Origin of the sequence: Acidovorax sp., from assembly GCF_046314175.1 — a bacterium.
Taxonomy (GTDB): Bacteria; Pseudomonadota; Gammaproteobacteria; order Burkholderiales; family Burkholderiaceae_C; genus Acidovorax.
On record NZ_JBKBXG010000006.1, the window covers coordinates 55,337 to 73,574 of the forward strand.

At 64.5% G+C, this 18,238-nt stretch carries 16 protein-coding genes; 7 read left to right on the forward strand and 9 right to left on the reverse strand.

Annotation, left to right across the window (positions count from 1 at the left end; all coding sequences use genetic code 11):
* Position 1: 1 nt before the first annotated feature.
* Positions 2-592 (reverse strand): GbsR/MarR family transcriptional regulator, encoded by a 591-nt coding sequence (locus ACK4OE_RS02985; RefSeq protein WP_409882892.1) that lies wholly within the window; start codon positions 590-592, stop codon positions 2-4.
* Between the two features lie 224 nt (positions 593-816).
* On the opposite strand from ACK4OE_RS02985, the gene ACK4OE_RS02990 reads away from it, so the two are divergent.
* Positions 817-1,944, forward strand: coding sequence for an acyltransferase family protein (locus ACK4OE_RS02990; RefSeq protein ID WP_409882893.1), 1,128 nt, complete (start codon positions 817-819; stop codon positions 1,942-1,944).
* Between the two features lie 118 nt (positions 1,945-2,062).
* Here the strand turns inward: ACK4OE_RS02990 and ACK4OE_RS02995 are convergent, their stop codons facing one another.
* Positions 2,063-3,064, reverse strand: a complete 1,002-nt coding sequence (locus ACK4OE_RS02995; RefSeq protein ID WP_409882894.1) for a Bug family tripartite tricarboxylate transporter substrate binding protein — start codon at positions 3,062-3,064, stop codon at positions 2,063-2,065.
* Positions 3,065-3,156: 92 nt separating this feature from the next.
* Positions 3,157-4,776: a benzoylformate decarboxylase gene (gene mdlC / locus ACK4OE_RS03000; protein WP_409882895.1), complete on the reverse strand. Its 1,620-nt coding sequence runs from the start codon at positions 4,774-4,776 to the stop codon at positions 3,157-3,159.
* A 90-nt stretch (positions 4,777-4,866) separates the two neighbouring features.
* Here mdlC and ACK4OE_RS03005 point away from each other — a divergent pair, with 90 nt between their 5' ends.
* Positions 4,867-5,793 carry a LysR family transcriptional regulator gene (locus tag ACK4OE_RS03005; protein WP_409882896.1) on the forward strand — a complete coding sequence of 309 codons (927 nt, stop codon included), beginning with the start codon at positions 4,867-4,869 and terminating at the stop codon, positions 5,791-5,793.
* Positions 5,794-5,811: 18 nt separating this feature from the next.
* Positions 5,812-6,984, forward strand: a complete 1,173-nt coding sequence (locus ACK4OE_RS03010) for a PA0069 family radical SAM protein (RefSeq protein ID WP_409882897.1) — start codon at positions 5,812-5,814, stop codon at positions 6,982-6,984.
* 104 nt (positions 6,985-7,088) lie between these two features.
* Here ACK4OE_RS03010 and ACK4OE_RS03015 read toward each other — a convergent pair whose 3' ends face one another.
* Positions 7,089-8,150 carry a sodium-dependent bicarbonate transport family permease gene (locus ACK4OE_RS03015; RefSeq protein ID WP_409882899.1) on the reverse strand — a complete coding sequence of 354 codons (1,062 nt, stop codon included), beginning with the start codon at positions 8,148-8,150 and terminating at the stop codon, positions 7,089-7,091.
* 85 nt (positions 8,151-8,235) lie between these two features.
* Here ACK4OE_RS03015 and ACK4OE_RS03020 point away from each other — a divergent pair, with 85 nt between their 5' ends.
* The gene (locus ACK4OE_RS03020) at positions 8,236-9,135 is read left to right on the forward strand and encodes a LysR family transcriptional regulator (protein WP_409882900.1); all 900 of its coding nucleotides are present in this window, start codon (positions 8,236-8,238) and stop codon (positions 9,133-9,135) included.
* A gap of 36 nt (positions 9,136-9,171) precedes the next feature.
* Here ACK4OE_RS03020 and ACK4OE_RS03025 read toward each other — a convergent pair whose 3' ends face one another.
* Positions 9,172-10,104, reverse strand: coding sequence for a LysR family transcriptional regulator (locus ACK4OE_RS03025; RefSeq protein WP_409882901.1), 933 nt, complete (start codon positions 10,102-10,104; stop codon positions 9,172-9,174).
* 102 nt (positions 10,105-10,206) lie between these two features.
* On the opposite strand from ACK4OE_RS03025, the gene ACK4OE_RS03030 reads away from it, so the two are divergent.
* Complete coding sequence (locus ACK4OE_RS03030) at positions 10,207-10,539, forward strand: nuclear transport factor 2 family protein (RefSeq protein ID WP_409882903.1); 333 nt, start codon at positions 10,207-10,209, stop codon at positions 10,537-10,539.
* Positions 10,536-11,318: an SDR family oxidoreductase gene (locus ACK4OE_RS03035; protein ID WP_409882904.1), complete on the forward strand. Its 783-nt coding sequence runs from the start codon at positions 10,536-10,538 to the stop codon at positions 11,316-11,318. Before ACK4OE_RS03030 ends, ACK4OE_RS03035 begins: the two co-directional genes overlap by 4 nt.
* Positions 11,319-11,452: 134 nt before the next feature.
* On the opposite strand, the gene ACK4OE_RS03040 is transcribed toward ACK4OE_RS03035, so the two are convergent.
* The 3 genes from ACK4OE_RS03040 to ACK4OE_RS03050 all read right to left on the reverse strand — a co-directional run bounded on the left by ACK4OE_RS03040 (position 11,453) and on the right by ACK4OE_RS03050 (position 17,393).
* Positions 11,453-12,922, reverse strand: coding sequence for an efflux transporter outer membrane subunit (locus tag ACK4OE_RS03040; protein WP_409882905.1), 1,470 nt, complete (start codon positions 12,920-12,922; stop codon positions 11,453-11,455).
* Positions 12,922-16,101, reverse strand: coding sequence for an efflux RND transporter permease subunit (locus ACK4OE_RS03045; protein ID WP_409882906.1), 3,180 nt, complete (start codon positions 16,099-16,101; stop codon positions 12,922-12,924). The genes ACK4OE_RS03040 and ACK4OE_RS03045 overlap by 1 nt, the downstream gene beginning before the upstream one ends.
* A gap of 113 nt (positions 16,102-16,214) precedes the next feature.
* The gene (locus ACK4OE_RS03050; protein WP_409882907.1) at positions 16,215-17,393 is read right to left on the reverse strand and encodes an efflux RND transporter periplasmic adaptor subunit; all 1,179 of its coding nucleotides are present in this window, start codon (positions 17,391-17,393) and stop codon (positions 16,215-16,217) included.
* Between the two features lie 37 nt (positions 17,394-17,430).
* Here ACK4OE_RS03050 and ACK4OE_RS03055 point away from each other — a divergent pair, with 37 nt between their 5' ends.
* The gene (locus ACK4OE_RS03055) at positions 17,431-17,553 is read left to right on the forward strand and encodes a hypothetical protein (protein WP_409882908.1); all 123 of its coding nucleotides are present in this window, start codon (positions 17,431-17,433) and stop codon (positions 17,551-17,553) included.
* 337 nt (positions 17,554-17,890) lie between these two features.
* Here ACK4OE_RS03055 and ACK4OE_RS03060 read toward each other — a convergent pair whose 3' ends face one another.
* On the reverse strand, positions 17,891-18,235 hold the full coding sequence (locus tag ACK4OE_RS03060) for a GNAT family N-acetyltransferase (RefSeq protein WP_409882909.1): 345 nt from the start codon (positions 18,233-18,235) through the stop codon (positions 17,891-17,893).
* Positions 18,236-18,238 lie beyond the last annotated feature (3 nt).

The following is an 18,238-nucleotide window of genomic DNA, read 5'->3' on the forward strand; positions in this document are numbered from 1 at the left end:
CTCAAGCTCCTTGATTGTTGCTCTTAGCGGTACCGGCGCTTTTGCCGGTCAATCGGTCTTTGAATTCGAGCACCCGCGTCACGGCGGTGCCCATGCCCATCAGCTGCATGGCTGTTTCGGGGGCCAGGCGCTGCACATCGTCAAACCAGGTCATCAGGCGATCGATCAGCTCGTGCATCTCGCGCATGCGCTCTTGCGCATGGCGCTCCTGGTCGGAGCTGGGTTCTTCCAGCAGGGCCATGCGCAGCATCGACAGCGTGGGTTCGATCTCGCGGCGGCGGCGCTCTTCGGCCAGAACGCGAAAGATATCCCACACATCTTTGGGCGCTTCAAAGTATTCGCGCCGATCCCCCGGCTGGTGGCTCAGCTTGACCAGGCGCCAGGCCTGCAGTTCCTTCAGGCCCATGCTCACGTTGGACCGCGAGAACTCCAGCGTTTCGGCGATCTCGTCCGCGTTGAGCGGGCGCGGCGAAAGAAAGATCAGCGCATACATCTGGCCGACGGTGCGGTTGATGCCCCAGCGGCTGCCCATCTCGCCAAAATGGGCCACAAACTGGCGGTTGAGAGGTGGTAGTTGGTTGACGTAGGTCATATGGGAAGGAATTGTGCACCTTATTTACTGAATTTTCAGTAATTACTGAAAATCCAGTATTGTCTGGAGGGTGGATGCGCCGTTAGGGCGTTGCGCAAAAGACCTCGTTCTGCGCCTCCCAAGAAAGCGGCTGCAGATGACAATCGAAGGTTTTAGCCAACCGAGCCCTCAGGGCGGATGGCCTATCTTCCTTACCCTGGCCCCATTTCTTTCCGTCCAGTTCCATGTCTTCTGCCCCCTCTCGCTCGCCGCTGATCGACATGGTCAAGGGCCTGGCATGTATCACCATCGTCTGGCACCACCTGGCTTTCTATGGGCCGATGTCCGACATTGCCCAGCCGCTGGCACCATCGCTGATGGCCTGGCTGTATGACTACGGGCGCATGGCGGTGCAGGTGTTTTTGGTGGTGGGCGGCTACCTGGCCGCAGCCAGCCTGGCGCCGCTTGGCGTAGCGCGGTTTGACCATGCAGGTAACGCCATCGCCAAACGGTTTGTGCGGCTGGTGGTGCCCTATGCCGTGGCGCTGGTGCTGACCGTAGTGGTGTCCGCGTTGGTGCGTACGTGGGTGGCGCACCCCTCGGTGCCGGATGAACCCACGCTATCGCAGTTGCTGGCCAACGCTTTGCTGCTGCAGGACCTGGTGGGCGAAGACGCGCTGTCCGCCGGTGTCTGGTACGTGGCCATCGACTTTCAATTGTTCAGCCTGAGCGTGCTGGTTTGGGCCGGGGTGCGCGCGTTGCCTGGCGCCTGGGCGCACCGGCATGCCGCAAACCTGGCGCGGGGGTTGATCGTTGCGGGCGTCGCAGCCTCGCTGTGGTTCTTCAACCGCATAGCGGGGCTGGACATGTGGGCCCTGTACTTTTTTGGGGCGTATGGCTTGGGCATGCTGGCGTATTGGGCCGTGCGTGCGCCGCGCGCCCACGGGTGGCTAGCGGCCATCGTGTTGCTGGGCGGCGCAGCGCTTGCCATCGACTACCGTGGCCGTGTGGCTGTGGCGCTGGTCACTGCGCTGTGTCTGGTGTTTGCGTTGCGCTCTGAGCGTGTGCGGTCGTTGAGTGGATTGAGCCAGTGGGCGCCCCTTGTGCAACTGGGCCAGATGTCTTATTCGGTGTTTCTGGTGCACTTTGCTGTGTGCCTGCTGGCCAACGCGGTCGTGGGGCATCTGTGGCCAGATTCACCGGCGATCAACGCGCTGGGCATGCTGCTGGCGTTTGTGCTGTCGCTGGCTGCTGGGCGCTGGTTGTACCTGCGGGTAGAGCAGCATGTGCCGTCGTGGTCTACGGCGTTGCGCTGGCAAGCGGGGCTGGTGGGGACGGGCTTGTTGGTGGCTTTGTCGAACAACTGGGCCTGAGAGTCGGCCTTGGCGGTGTGCTGCGGTGCGTGCTGCGGTCGGTGTGTCCCAGCAGGCGCAGACAACGCCAAGCCCGGGTGCGGCACGCACCGTTGCCCGCCGTGACGGAGCAGGGGGCTCAATCGCTCTGGATGTTGCGTGCCTTGATGAGTGCGCCAAGCCGTGCGCTGTCCGCTGCGGCTCGGTTGTTGAACTCCGCAGGCGACATGGGCGCGGGCACCCCGCCCAGCGCGGCGATACGGTCCTGCACCGCCTGGGTGGCCAGGATCTTGTTGATCTCGCGGTTCAGCCGCGTGACAACTTCGGGCGGCGTGCCTGCCGGGGCGTAGAAGCCAAACAGCGTGTCCGCATCAAAACCCTTGAGCCCCACTTCATCGAGCGTAGGCACATCGGGGAACATGGCCGAACGTTTGGTGCTGCCCACCGCCAGCAGCTTGAGCTTGCCCGCCTTCACATGCTGCAGGCCAATGCCGGGGTCGAACATGAAGTCCACCTGCCCACCCAGCAGGTCCTGCATGGCAGGGGCTGCTCCACGGTAGGGCACATGCACGGCAAACACGTTCGCCTGTGACTTGAGCATCTCTGCCGCCAGGTGTGGCGAGCTGCCGTTGCCCGGCGTGCCAAACGTCAGCTTGCCCGGGTTGGCTTTGAGGTGGGCCAGAAACTCCTGGATGTTGTTGACCGGCAGCGTGGGCCGCACCTCCAGAAACACCAGCACCCGCGCGGCAGCAGCCACCGGCGTCAGGTCCTTGACCGGGTCGAACGGCATCTTGGGATACAGGTGCGGGTTGACCGACACCATGCCGCCCGAGCTGAGCAGCAAGGTGTACCCGTCGGCGGCCGACTTGGCCACCACATCGCCACCGATATTGCCGCCAGCGCCGCCCCGGTTTTCAATGACCACGGGCTGCCCCAGCGCTGTTTGCAGCGGCTGCGACACTGCCCGAGCAATCTGATCAGCCACACCTCCGGCCGGGAAGTTGACCACCACTTTGATCGGCTTGCTGGGCCAGGTGTCTGCCACGGCTGCAGGTGTGATCAACAGGCTGGCGGCAGCGCATGCCAGGGTGCTCAGCAGGCGGCGGATGGGTTGAGAAGGCGCGCGTTGAGAAGGATGCATGTTTGTCTCCGGAAAAGGGGTCGCCCGGTAGCGCCGGGTCTGGTGTGTTGATGGAATGAGCAATGGGTGTGGGGAATATGGGCAAGGGTGCTTCAGGCCACATCCACCTCCACCAGAATCGCGCGCGGGTGTGCCAGCGCATCGCGCAGCACCTGGTGCAGCTGTGCCGCATCGCTCACGTGCACTGCATCGCAGCCCTGGCCGTGCGCCAGCGCCAGAAAGTCCAGGTCCGGCAGGTCGGTGCCTTCCAGCTTGGCGCCTTCGGTAAAGCCGAAGGTGGGCGCAAACTCCTGCAGCGCGGCGTAGCGCCGGTTCTTGAGGATGATGAAGGTGATGGGTAGCTTGAGCTGCGCCGCGCTCCATAGCGCCTGGATGGAATACATGGCCGAGCCGTCGCCCAGCAGTCCGATCACTTTCTGGCCGGGCTTGCCCAGCGCCACGCCCACGGCAGCGGGCATGGCGTAGCCCAGCCCGCCGCTGCACATGGTGTAGAAGGTCTCGCTCTGCACGATGGGCAGATAGGCCTGCATGGCTGCGCGCGAGCTGGGTGCTTCTTCCACCACGATAGATGCGGCATCGCGCACCTCGGCCAGGGTCTGCATCACAAAGGGCACGCTCATCAAGGCAGACGGCTCCGCACGCGGTCGCGCGGCACGGGGCGCGGGCAGGGCGCGCGGCGCGGGGGCAGGGCGCGCCAGCAAGTCCAGCACCCCTAGGCGAATACCCCCCACAGCGGACGTACCCTCCGGCGTCCAGGCCGCCGTGCCCGGGTCTTCAATCAGTTGCACCAGTTGTGCGCCGGGTGGCACGTGGGGGCCAAAGCCTTCGACGTGGTAGGTGAAAGCGGCCGCTCCCAGCGCAAAAACCAGGTCGTGCCCACTGAGCAGCGACACGATCTTTTCGCGCATCGCGGGCAGCACGCCTGCAAACAGGGGGTGGTTTTGCGGAAACCCGCAGCGCCCGGACATGGGCGCAATCCACACCGCCGCGTTGTGGCGCTCGGCCAGCTGCACCACGTCGTCCCAGGCACGATCACGGTCCACCGCCGCGCCCACCACAAACACGGGGCGCTTTGCGGCGTCCAGCGCACTGCCAATGGCGTCCAGCACGCGCGGCTCGGGCCGGGTTTCGGTGCTCACCATGCGCGGCTGCAGGGGCTCGCACGGCTTGTCCCAGTCGTCGGCAGGAATCGACACCAGCACGGGCCCGCGCGGCTGCTGCATGGCGATGTAGTAGGCGCGCGCAATGGCCAGCGGCACGTCTTCGGCGCGGGCGGGCTCGATGCTCCACTTCACATAAGGCTTGGGCAACTCGGTGGCCTGGCCGGAGAACAGGAAAGGGTCGAACGGCAGGATGGACCGAGCCTGCTGCCCGGCCGTGATGACCATAGGCGTGCGGTTCTTGTGCGCCGTAAAGATGTTGCCCATTGCGTGGCCCACACCGGCTGCGGAGTGCAGGTTGACGAAGGCCGCGTTGTGCGTGGCCTGCGCATAGCCATCCGCCATGCCCACCACGACGGCCTCTTGCAGGCCCAGGATGTAGCGAAAGTCGCTGGGGAAATCCAGAAACAGCGGCAGCTCGGTGGAGCCCGGGTTGCCGAAGATGGTGTTGATCTGAAACCCGCGCAGCAGGTCAAGCACCACCTCGCGAACGGTGGGGCGGTGCTTTGCGTCAGTGGCAACGCGGTGGGTGTCTTCGTGGGAATGGTTCATGGAATGCAGCAAGGCAAGAACGAGCACCTGATCTTGCGGGTCTGCGCGTCATCCATCAATACAATGAAGCAACTAAGCAGTATTCATTCAATGCATATCAAAGACATCGACCTGAATCTGCTGCGGCTGTTCGACGCGGTGTACCGCACCCGCAATGTCAGCCGCGCGGCCGACATGCTGGAGCTGACCCAGCCCGCCGCCAGCCAGGCGCTGACACGCCTCCGCCTGCTCATCAAAGACCCGCTGTTTGTGCGCGCAGGCGGAGGTGTGCAGCCCACGCCCAAGGCCGACCGCCTGGCAAACGCCGTGCGCAGCGCGCTGGGACTGCTGGAAGAGGCACTCAACGAGTCCGCCCGGTTTGACCCGTTGCAGTCGCGCAAGGTGTTTCGCATCCATATGAGCGACATTGGCGAGGGCCGCTTTCTGCCCGACCTGATGGTGGAGCTGCAGCGCCTGGCCCCCGGAGTGCGGCTGGAGACCCTGCCCGTGCCGCGCGCAGACATTGCACCGCTGCTCGACAGCGGTCGCATCGACTTTGCGTTTGGCTTTTTGCCCACCGTCAAAGACACCCAGCGCGTGCAATTGCTCAAAGACCGCTACATCGTGCTGCTGCGCGCAGGCCACCCCTTTGCCCAGCGCAAACGCAGCGGGCCCGCATTGCTGAAGGATCTGCGCCAGCTGGAGTTTGTGGCCGTGCGCAGCCATTCAGACACCCTGCGTATTCTGGAGATGCAACAGCTGCAAGACCGCCTGCGCCTGACCACCGAGCACTTCATGGTGCTGCCCGCCATCGTGCGCGCCACCGACCTGGCCGTGGTCATGCCGCGCAACATTGCCCGCACCTTTGCTGCCGATGCGGGCTACACCATCATCGAGCCCGCACTGCCGCTGCGCGACTTCACGGTGTCGCTGCACTGGAGCCAGAGGTTTGAGAGCGACCCGGGCAACCAGTGGCTGCGGGGGGTGATCGAGGATCTGTTTCAGGAGGAGGGTGTCTCGGATTCAAGATCAAAGTAACTGTATATTTGTACAGTTATGATCAAAATTTCCACAGACGTTTCTGACGTCCAGCACCCCGCCGAAGAGGTCCGCATCCCCCTGCAAGCCATCCGTGGCCGGGGCGCGGCCACAGCCATGGCGCACCGGTTTGTACGGGACGCGCGCGAGGTGGTGGACGACGGGTGGAACCATCAACCCTGGCAAGAAGAGGACGGCGCAGACGACGCGCAACCCGCCCCCGCGCTGGCCACCCGCGTGCACCTGGAAACCGCGCGCAGCGCCATCTGTGCCAACGACTCGCCGGACATCTTTTTTGAGCTGTCGGTCAACCCCTACCGTGGCTGCGAGCACGGGTGCATCTACTGCTACGCCAGGCCCACGCACAGCTACCTCAACTTGTCGCCAGGGCTGGACTTTGAAACCCAGATCATCGCCAAGCAGAACATTGCCCGGTTGCTGCGCGACGAGCTGTGCGCGCCGCGCTATGTGCCGCGTCTGCTCAACATTGGCTCGGCCACCGACTGTTATCAGCCCGTAGAACGTGACCTTCAACTCACCCGCAGCCTCATCGAGGTGATGCGCGACGCGCGACACCCGTTTTCGCTCATCACCAAATCCAGCGGGGTCGAGCGTGACCTGGACCTGCTGGCACCGCTGGCCGCGCAGCGGTTGGCCGCCGTGTACGTCACCATCACCACGCTGGACCCGGCACTGGCCCGCCGCATGGAGCCCCGCGCCGCGGCGCCCCACCGGCGCCTGCGCACCATTCGCGCGCTGGCCGATGCGGGTGTGCCCGTGGGCGTGAGCGTGGCGCCACAGATCCCATTCATCACCGAAGACATGGAGCAGGTGCTGGAGGCCGCACATGCCGCCGGTGCCCGCAGCGCCTTCTACACCGTGTTGCGCCTGCCGTGGGAGCTGGACACGCTGTTTCGCGAATGGCTGCAGGTGCACTACCCCCAGCGCGCAGCCCGCGTGATGGCGCGGGTGCAAGACCTGCACAACCTGACAGACGCCCAGCGTGGCGCAGGCAAAACCTACAACAGCGACTTTGTGTCCCGCATGAAAGGCAGCGGCCTATGGGCCGATCTGGTGCGCCAGCGGTTTGCCACCACCTGCCGCAAGCTGGGGCTCAACCGCGAACGGGTAGAGCTGGATCTGGCCCAGTTCCAGCCGGGTTTGCTGCAAGGGCAGAGCAGCCTGTTTTGACAGGCTGTGCAGCAAAAATATGAATCAAATTGGCCTCTATCGCTTATCTATAAATCGCTAGTAGCTATGAAAATAATAGTGGATTGGGCGGGTTGCATTCAGCGCTACACCCCCCACAGGCCCAGCACCACTTGCGTGTACAGCGGAATCCCCAACACGATGTTCAGCGGAAACGTCAGGCCCAGCGACAGGCTGACATACAGCGAAGGGTCTGCCTCGGGGATGGCATAGCGCACCACCGCCGGCACCGCGATGTACGACGCACTGGCTGCCAGCACCATCAGCAGCACGGCATCGCCTGCGGGCACCTTGGCCACCCATGCCAGGCCTAGCGCCAGGCTGGCGTGCACCAGGGGCCCCAGCACCGCATAGGCCAGCAGCCAGGGTGATTGGTTGCGCACGGCAGGCAGGCTGCGTGCGGTGGCAAGCCCCATGTCCAGCAAGAACAGGCACAACATGCCCTTGAACAGGTCGCCCGAGAAAGGCTGCATGGCCGCCTTGCCAGATTCACCGGTCACCAGCCCGATCACCATCGCGCCCAACAGCAGCAGCTGTGTGCCATCGGTAAACGACTCGTGCAGGATCTTGCCCATCGACAGGCCAGGCCCGCCATGCCCCGCCTGTGGCGTGGATGTAGCCACTCCGCCCACACCGGGCGCCGCCACGGCCAGCACGGGCTGCGCATGCAGCGCGTGGGGCGCGGAGGCCGCAGCAGCCATGCGCTGGCGCTGCGCATTGGCCAGCATCACGGCCAGGATGATCGCGGGCGACTCCATCAGCGCCATGGCCGCCGCCATGTAGCCGCCGTACGGCACCGCTTGCGATTCCAGGTACTGCGTCGCCGTCACAAACGTCACTGCGCTCACCGACCCGTACGTGGCCGCCACCGCCGCCGCGTTAAAGCCCGACAGCACCCGACGCAGCAGCACGTAGCCCACCAGCGGCACCACCACCGCAAGCAGTACGGCAAGGCCCAGGCTGCTGAGCACACTGGGCGTCAGGCCCGACGCGGCCAATGCAAAGCCCCCTTTCAACCCCAGTGCCATCAGCAGGTAGATCGACAAGAACTTCGAGATGGCTGCAGGCATCTCCAGGTTGGATCGCACCAGGCCTGCAAACGCCCCCAGGGCAAAAAACAAGATCGCAGGGTCCAACAGGCTTTGCATTACTTACTCCTTTTGGGGCGATGGTAGGCAGAGCAGGGTGCAAAGTAAAATCGATTCGAATGCGGCTATCTATAGATAAAAGTCTATGAACATCACTTTTCGCCAGTTGCGGCTTTTCTTGGCATTGGCAGAAACTGGCAGCGTCAGCGCCGCCGCCCGGGTTATGCATGTCACGCAACCCACCGCGTCCATGCAGCTGCGCGAGGTGACCCAGGCCGTGGGCCTGCCGCTGTACGAAGTCATCTCGCGCCGAGTGCACCTCACCGAAGCAGGGCACGCCCTGGCCCGCACCGCGCGCGCCATTGCGGGCGAGTGGGATGCGTTTGAGCAGCGCGTGTCCGGCGCCAAGGGCCTCACCAGCGGGCGCCTCAAGGTCGCCGTGGTCAGCACCGCCAAGTACTTTGTGCCGCGCCTCTTGGGCAGCTTTTGCAAGCTGCACCCACAGATCGACATCTCGCTAGAGGTGCTCAACCGCGACCACGTCATCACCCGTCTGCGCAGCAACCTGGACGACCTGTATGTCATGTCCATGCCCCCGGCCGATTTGCCGCTGGAGGACCACATCCTCATGCCCAACCCGCTGGTCGTCATAGCTCCTGCAGGCCACCCTCTCGCGCTCAAAAAGCGCATCAAACTGGTCCAGCTGCAGGCCGAGCGCTTCATCCTGCGCGAAAAAGGCTCCGGTACCCGCATGGCCACCGACGCGCACCTGCGCCAACTGGGCTTTGCCCCCGGCGCCGTGCTGGAGCTGGGCAGCAACGAGGCCATCAAGGAATCGGTGGAAGGCCAGCTGGGCGTGTCCATCGTCTCCCGCCATGCGCTGGGCGCCCACCACGAGGGCCTGGCCGTGCTCAACGTGCAGGGCTTCCCCATCCAGTCGCAATGGCACCTGGTCTGGCCCAAAGGCAAGCAGTTGTCACCGATTGCGGAGGTGTTTCGGGGGCACCTGATGGGAGAGGTGGAAGGGTGGATGGGCAGCCGGTGACTGCGCAGTGGTTCCGCTCACCGGTGCTTGCCAAAGTCAGGCGACTGCACGGGAGCGCCCTCGGAGTGCAGGCAGGTCGCGGTCCAGCATGCAATCAATAAAAGCAGTCAATGCCGGTGACGGGTGGCGCCGGTTCGAGTAGTACAGAAACAGGCCCGGCTTTGCCACCGACCAGTCGGCAAGCACCTGCACCAGCCGCCCCTGCCCGATGTGCTCGTCAACATGCTCCCGATCAAAGGCATAGGCAATGCCCAGTCCCTGCAAAGCTGCAGCCACTCCGATGTCCGAGTGGTTGGTCACCAGCGGCCCTTCCGCTGCAACCTCCAACCGCTTGCCTTTCTTTTCAAACTCCCAGCGGTAGGTGCGACCGTCCACCTGAAGCCGCCAGTTGATGCAGGCGTGGCCGTGCAGGTCAGCGGGCGCGTTTGGCGTGCCGCGCCGCACCAGATAGTCCGGCGACGCTACCGCGATCATCTTCACGTCCGGGGTCAGGCGCACGGCGATCATGTCTTTTTCCAGCCGACCACCCACCCGGATTCCCGCATCGAACCGGCCCGCAACGATATCGCTCAGCCCGTCGTCCACCACGATGTCCAGCACCACATCCGGGTGGGCCTTATGAAACCGCCCCAGCCGTGGTGCGATGACCTGCGTGGCGGCCATGCCCAGCGTGTTAATGCGCAGCGTGCCGCCCATCTGGCCTGCCGCTGCGCTGGCCTCGGCCACCGCGTCGGCCATGTCACGGAACAGTGGCGCCATGCGCGCGTACAGCTGCGCGCCGGTGGCAGTGGGCGCCACGCTGCGCGTGGTGCGGTTCAATAGGCGCGCGCCCAGCCGGGCTTCGAGCTGGCGGATCGTCTGGCTCAGCGCAGACGGCGACAGCCCCAGATACTCCGCCGCCCGGGCAAAGCTCGCGCGCTCGACCACGGCGGCAAAGGCCTTCAGTTCTGCAAAATCTGATCCACGCATTCTGTATTTATTTCTACATAGCCTATTCAAATTCTAGGCCATTCACTAATTGGTTCCGAAAGCGCATCCTGACGGCTTCAACAACCCAAGGAGTTCATCACCATGACCACTTTGAACCTTTCGGAACCCATTGCCGCCTACTTTGCGGCCGACACACAAAAGAACGCCCAAGCACTTGCGCACTGCTTCACCACACACGCGGTCGTGAAGGACGAGGGCCACACCTACGTCGGTATCGACGCCATCAAGGCGTGGAAGGCCGCGGCTTCGACCAAGTACACGTACACCACCGAACCGTTTGCGCTGGATCACACAGATGGCGACCAGATCATCACCAGCCGGGTCAAGGGCAACTTCCCCGGCAGCCCGGTCGACCTGCGCTACCGCTTTCGCCTGGAACGCGGCCTGATCGCGTCGCTGGAGATCACCGTATGAGCTTCGATCTTCAACTGCGCGGCCAGCGGGCGCTGGTCACAGGGGGCACCAAAGGCGTGGGCGCGGCAGTGGTGCAAGGTTTGGTGGATGCCGGTGTGCAGGTGATGGCCACCGCGCGTTCAGCTCCTGCGAAACCGGCTGACGGCGTGGTGTACGTGCCTGCCGATGTCTCCACCGCCGAGGGCGCTGCACAGGTCGCGCAGGCGGTGCTGGCGCACTGGGGCAACGTCGATATTCTTGTCCACGTGGTGGGCGGCTCCAGCGCACCGGGCGGTGGCTTTGCTGCGCTGGACGATGCGCAGTGGTTCAACGAACTGAACCAGAACCTCATGCCCGCCGTGCGCCTGGACCGCGCCCTGCTGCCCGCCATGCTGGCCCAGGGTTCGGGCGTCGTCGTCCACGTCAGCTCCATCCAGCGTGTGCTGCCGCTGCCAGAGTCCACCACCGCCTACGCGGCGGCCAAGGCAGCGTTGTCCACGTACAGCAAGGCCTTGTCGAAAGAGGTCACGCCACAAGGCGTTCGCGTGCTGAGCGTCTCGCCCGGCTGGATTGAGACCGATGCCGCCGTGGCGCTGGTTGAGCGCGTGGCTGCCCAGGCGGGCACGGACACCGAGGGCGGCAAGCAAATCATCATGCAGTCGCTGGGCGGCATTCCGCTGGGCCGACCCGCCAAGCCGCAGGAGGTTGCCGACCTGATCATTTTTCTGGCGTCGCCGCGGGCAGGCGCGATATCGGGCTCGGAGCACATGATCGATGGGGGCACGGTTCCGACGGTCTAGAAGCGCGCCTTCAGTCGTGTCCCTTGACCCGAGTACGGGTAGTCGCTAAAAATCAAGCTAAATAGGCCTCTAGCGCTTATTGAATAAGCGCTAATAGCTATGAAAATAGTAGCTATTTCACTGATGCAGGAGCGCTAGCCACCTGAACGAGGTGCTTCAGTTGGCGATGCTAACTGCCCACCCAGCACCTTCCACAGCGCCACGCGGTTGGCTTGCTCGGACTGCCGCAGGCCGATCAGCGCCTGCTGCGCAGCGTACAGGCTGCGTTGTGCGTCCAGCACGGTGAGGTAGTTGTCCACGCCGGAGGTAAAACGCGCCTCGGACAGCTCGAACGCCCGTGCATTGGCATCCACCACGGCCTGCTGCGCCGACAGGCGCTCTTGCCACTGCGCACGCTCGGCCAGCGCGTCCGACACTTCGCGGAAGGCGGTCTGGATGGATTTTTCGTACTGGGCCACGGCGATGTCGCGGTTGGCCTGCGCTACATCCACCGCCGCGCGGGCACTGCCGCCGTCGAAGATGGGCCAGCGGATCTGGGGCACAAAGCTCCAGGTGTTATTGCCGCTGCCCAGCAGGCTGCCCAGCTCGCGGCTGCCAAAGCCGATGCTGGTGCTCAGGGTGATGGTCGGGAACATCGCCGCACGCGCCGCGGCCACGTTGGCCGACAGGGCCTGCAGGTTGTATTCGGATGCGCGCACATCGGGGCGCGCCAGCAGCAGGCTGGACGGCAGCTCGGCCGGTAGCACCATCAGCGCTGCGGGCGCCGCAGCGGCTTCACCGCGCAGGGTGTCGGCGGTCGGCAGCCAGTCGGGGCTCAAGCCACTGCCCACCAGCCCGTCCAGCGCATTGCGGTCCTTGGCCACCTGGGCGGTGAAGGCAGCGACATCGCCGCGTGCGGTTTCCACCGTGATCCGGTTTTGCGCCAGCACCAGGCCCGACGTGCCACCGAGCTGGTGGATGCGCTCGGTGAGCTGGTACGCCTTCTGTCGGCCCACCAGGGTATCGCGGGCCAGCGTCAGGCGAGCCTCGTTGGCGGCCAGATTCAGCCACGCGTTGGTCACGTCCGCCACCAACATGATCTGCACGTTCAGCTGGTTCGCCTCTGACTGCAGAAACTGCCCAAGCGCTGCCTCGTTGAGGTTGCGCACACGGCCCCACAGATCCAGCTCGAAGCTGGTGGCGGCCAGTTGCGCCGTGTACTGGCTGGAGGTAGCGGCTTGCCCGGTGCTCGACAGATCCGCCGCCGTGCGGCTGCGGCTGCCTTGCGCCGCGGCGGCTATCGTGGGCAACTGTGCTGCGCTGGTGACGCCGTACTGCGCACGCGCCCGCTCGATGTTGAGCAAGGCAACGCGCAGGTCGCGGTTGTGTGTGAGCGCCTGCGCAATCGCCTGGCGCAAGCCCGGATGTTGCACCCAGGCCAGGCGCTGCGAGGTGTTCAGTGCCAGCGCACTCGCGTCGGCAACAGCCAGCGCCTGGCCCAGCACGGGGGCGACCACGCCCTGCACGTCGGGCTTGGCGGGCGGTTGCTGGGCACATCCGGCCAGCAGCACGATGAGCGCAGAGGCGGTGACCACGGGTTTCAAGCAATCAATCGACCGGTGCATCACGGTTCTCCTTGGTGCGAGAGCGACGGAGCCACACCGGGTGTGGGTGATGTCTCTTTCGGCCGCTTTTTTCTGTTGACCCAGTTGCGCACCAGCAAGAAGAACACGGGCACGAAGAACAGCCCCAGCAGTGTGGACAGCACGGTGCCTCCCAGCACGGCCGTGCCGATGGCCTGGCGGCTGGCGGCGCCGGGGCCGGTGCCCAGAGCCAGCGGCAGCACACCGAAGCCGAACGCCAGCGAGGTCATCAAGATGGGCCGCAGCCGTCGGCGTACGGCCTCCAGCGTGGCGTCGAACACGCTCTTGCCCTGGTCTTGCAACTGCACCGCAAACTCCACGATCAGGATGGCGTTTTTGGATGCGAGGCCCACGGTGGTCAACAAGCCAACCTGGAAGTACACGTCGTTCGACATGTCGCGGAAGTAGGTGGCCAGCAAGGCCCCGATGATGCCCAAAGGCACCGCTAGGATGACCGAGAACGGCACGCTCCAGCTTTCATACAGCGCGGCCAGGCACAAAAAGACGAACAGGATGGAGATGGCATACAGCAGGGGGGCTTGCGCGCCAGACTGGCGCTCTTGCAAGGATGCACCCGTCCACTCGTAGCCGATGCCCACCGGCATCTCGCGCATGATTTCTTCCACAGCGCGCATCGCAGCGCCTGAGCTGACGCCGGGTGCCGTGTTCGAGATCATCTCCATAGCCGGAGATCCGTTGTAGCGCAGCAGCTGCGGCGCGCTGCTGGTCCACGCGGTGGATGTGAAGGCCGAAAGCGGCACCATGTCGCCAGTGCGGTTGCGCACCGTCCACTGCCCGATGTCCTTGGGCAGCATGCGAAACGGCGCGTCGCCCTGCACGTACACGCGCTTGACCCGGCCGTTGTGCACGAAGTCATTCACGTACGAGCCGCCCACTGCGCTGGAGATCACGCTGTTGATATCTGCGGTGGCTACGCCCAGTGCGGCTGCCTTGCGGTCGTCGATCACCACCTTGAGTTCTGACGTGACGTCGAAGTCGGTGGTGCGCATGTTGGCCAGTTCCGGGCGCTGGCCTGCCAGTTCGACCAAACGGTCTTTGGCGGCCCGCAAGGCATCGTTCCCCAGCCCGTTGATGTCCTTGAGCATGAAGTTCACGCCAGCGTCTGAGCCCAGGCCCCGAATGGCCGGCGGCATCGACACAAAGATGCGGGCCGCGCGGATGCGCGACAGATCCCGGGTGGCCTTGCGCGAAATGAACTCGGCACTCTGTTCGGCGTTCGGCCGGTCGTCCCAGGGCTTCAGGCGCACAAAGATGGTCCCCGCGCTCTGGTTGCCGCTGTTGCCTGCGAGGGAGTTCACGCGCAGCACGTCGGGCTGGGCCATGAAATAGCGGGTGATGTCCTGCAGGACAACTTCCAGCTGCGCGTCTGACGAGCCCGCAGGCAAGGTCACGCTGGCGGTGATGAACCCCTGGTCTTCCACTGGCAGGAAGGATGTAGGCAGCTTTTGAAACAGCAGCACCACACCGCCAATGACCAGCAAAAACACCAGCATCACGCGCTTGCCGCGCAGCAGCAACTGGCGCACGGCGCCTTCGTAGCGGGTGGAGTTGCGGTCAAAGCTGGTGTTGAACCAGCGGAAGAACCGGTCCATCCAGCCCATGACGCCGTTGCGGGCGGGGGCGTCCTCTTGCAAATGCTCTGTGGGTTTGAGAAGGGTCGCGCACAGCGCCGGGGTAAGCGTGAGCGCCACCAGCACCGAAAACGCCATGGCCGAGACGATGGCGACCGAGAACTGCCGATAGATCACCCCCACCGAGCCCGAGAAGAACGCCATGGGAATGAACACCGCCGACAGCGTGAGGCCGATGCCCACCAGCGCGGGCGTTATTTCTGCCATGGACTTGATGGTGGCTTCCTTGGCGGGCAGGCCCTCCTGGTGCATCACCCGCTCTACGTTTTCGACCACCACGATGGCGTCGTCCACCAGCAGGCCAATGGCCAGCACCATGGCAAACATGGTCAGCATGTTGATGGAGTAACCCAGCGCCGACAGCACGCCAAAAGTGCCCAGCAGCACCACCGGGACGGCGATGGCGGGGATGAGCGTGGCGCGCAGGTTCTGCAAAAAGATGAACATCACGATCACTACCAGCAGCATGGCCTCTGCAAGGGTAATGGCCACTTCCTTGATCGACGCGCGCACGTACGGCGTGCTGTCCGAGCTGATAACGCCGGTGATGCCATCCGGGAAGAACGGCGCCAGCTCGGCCATCTTGGTGTTGACGGCGGTGGCCACCGCCATGGCATTGGCCCCGTCGGCCAGCACCACCCCCAGGCCAGCGCCCGGCTGGTTGTTGAGGCGGGATTTCACCGTCAGGTTGTCCGCGTCCAGCTCCACGCGGGCCACATCACCCACCGTGACCAGCGATCCATCAGGTGCGGCCTTGAGCACGATGCCCTGGAACTCTTCGACTGTCTTGAGCTTGGTGCGCGCCGTGATGGTGGCGTTGAGCATCTGGTCCTTGACGGCGGGCAGCGCCCCCAGCTGCCCCGCGGACACTTGCGCGTTCTGCGAATTCAGCGCGGAGATGATGTCCGACGGCATCAGCGCAAACTGCTCCAGCTTGCCGGGGTCCATCCAGATGCGCATGGCATAGCTGGTGCCGAACACGCTCACGTCGCCCACACCGTCGATACGCGAGATGACGTCGACCACGTTGCTGGTGATGTAGTCGCCAATCGCCACCTGCGTGACCTTGGGGTCTGGCGAGGTGAATACGTAGGTCATCAGGTTGTCCTGACCGCCCTTGTTGACAAACACGCCTCGGCTTTTGACCGCCTCGGGCAGCCGGTTCATGGCGGTCTGCAGCTTGTTTTGCACCTGCACCTGGGCCACGTCGATGTCGGTGCCCGGGGCAAAGGTCAGCTGCGTGCGCGAGCGGCCTGCGGAGTCGCTGGTCGAGCTCATGTAGAGCACGTTGTCGATGCCTTTGAGCTGCTGCTCGATCACCTGCGTCACCGAGTCCGCCACCGTCTCGGCCGAAGCGCCGGTGTAGGTGGTGTTGATCGACACACGTGGGGGCGCGATGTCGGGGTACTGCTCCAGCGGCAGGGTGAAGATGGACATCGCCCCCGCCAGCATGATGACGATGGACAGCACCCAGGCAAAAACCGGACGGTGGATAAAGAAATAGGCCATGGTGCAGCGTGGGGAGTTCTGTGGGCTCTAAAAATTACAGGGTCATCCGGCATCACCCGGACGTCCGGCCGCCCGGGCCACCCGGGTCGTCGGCGTGGCCCCGTGACCTGGGGTCAGGGCTTGGGCGGGGCCGAGGCCGCCGCCTGTGCTGCTGGCGCGGAAGCCTGCGCTTCCACCACACGGTTGCCGTCCACGCGCATCGCCACGGGCGTGACGGCCTGGCCCACGCGGGCCTTCTGAAAGCCGTCCACCATCACGCGGTCTCCAGCCTTCAGGCCGCCCAGCACCAGCCACTGCGCGCCCAGTGCCTGGCCTAGCTGGATCGGGCGTTTTTCAATCTTGTTGTCTGCGTTGATGAGCTGCACGCTGGGTTTGCCTGCAGGGTCTCGCTGAACTGCCTGCTGGGGCACCACGATGGCATCGGTCGATACGCCCGTGGCCAGTTGGGCCCGCACGTACATGCCGGGCATCAACATCCGGTCGGGGTTGGGAAACACCGCGCGCAGGGTAATGGCCCCGGTGCTCTGGCCAACCGTGGCACCGGTGAACTGCAATTTGCCGGCATGCGGGTACGCACTGCCATCCTCCAGCGCCAGCCGCACCGGGGCGCCGCTGGCGTCGACCTTGCCGAACACGCCGGCCTGCCACTGGCGGCGAAGCTCCAGCAACTCGGCGCTGGACTGGGTGATATCGACAAGGATGGGGTCGAGCTGGCTGATGGTCGTCAGTGCCTGCGCTTGGTTGGCGGTGACCAGCGAGCCGGGCAGCACAACAGACAGATCAATCTGCCCACCGATGGGCGCGACGATTCGGCTGAATTGCAGGTTGATGCGGGCGTTGTCTAGCGCCGCCTGTGCCACAGCAACGTCGGCGGTCGACTGTGCGACCTGCGCCTGGCTTTCGTCAAACACCTGGCGGCTGATGGCGTCGATCTTCACCAGTTCGGCATTGCGCTCGGCATGGGTGCGGGCCGTCTGCGCAGAGGCTCGGGCCTTGGCCAGCGCGGCCTCGGCACTTTTGGCTGCGGCCTCCAGGGTGCGCGCGTCGATCTGGTACAGCGGCTGACCCGCCTTGACCGTCTCACCCTCGGTGAAGAGCCGCTTTTGCAGGATGCCAGACACCTGGGGACGCACCTCTGCGCTATGCGAGGCGCGGGTGCGGCCCGTCAACTCAGTGTGCAGCCCCTGCGATTGCGCCACCACCGTCAGTACGCCCACCGGCGGCGCTGCAGGGGCGGCGCTAGGCGCCTTCTTGTCACCGCAGGCGGACAGCAAGAGCGCAACCGTTCCCATCACGAGCCATGCCTTGCAGCCTGTACCGCTTTGCCCAATGGGCCTGGAAGAAATCGATGGGTTGACGGTGGTCGCTGGGTGCGCGACGGACGATGAAACGGGTGTGAGTGGCATGGGCTTCGGCGTGGGGCGTGGTGCCTGGGGTCTGGTAGACGGGTGAACGCGAGGCTCGGCACCGTTCGGGAGCGGATCGGCGCAGAAGCGAGCATTCTGCTCATGCAATATGTCTGGAATGTATACCGGCCAAAAGCCCCCAAAAATGCGGATTTTTGGGATGGAGCAGCATCCGTGCCGTGGCCCGCGCAGCGCAACCATGTTGGTGCGCGCACTGGTTGGCGTGTGCTGTGGCGCCAACCCATTTGGTCACCAAAAATTCAAGCTAAATTGGCCTCTAGCGCTTATCTATAAAGCGCTAATAGCTATCAAATCAATAGTGAATTGGGTCTGCGCAGCGAATGCGGACGTGCGACAGACGCACCGCTGCCCCGCGGCATGCGCTACACCAGCACGTCCCGGAGGGTCGCGTCCTTGCCAAACTGCGCCTTGGCGAACGGGCACAGCGGCATCACCTTGGTGCCTGTCGCCCGGGCCCACTGCACCAGTGCTCCCAGCAACTCACGGCCCACGCCTTGCCCGCTGAGGGACGGGTCGACTTCGGCGTGGTCCACGATGATCATCGTGGCGTTGGTGCGGCTGTAGGTCATATCGGCAAGGCGCTGGCCGCCGTTCTCTACGTAAAAGGCGCCTTTGGCTTCTTGTTCCTGGTGCGGGATGGTGTGTGGCCTGGCGTGGTCAATGGGGCGGTGGGGGATGGGTTTGAGTATCTCCCAACCGGGTTGCACCCG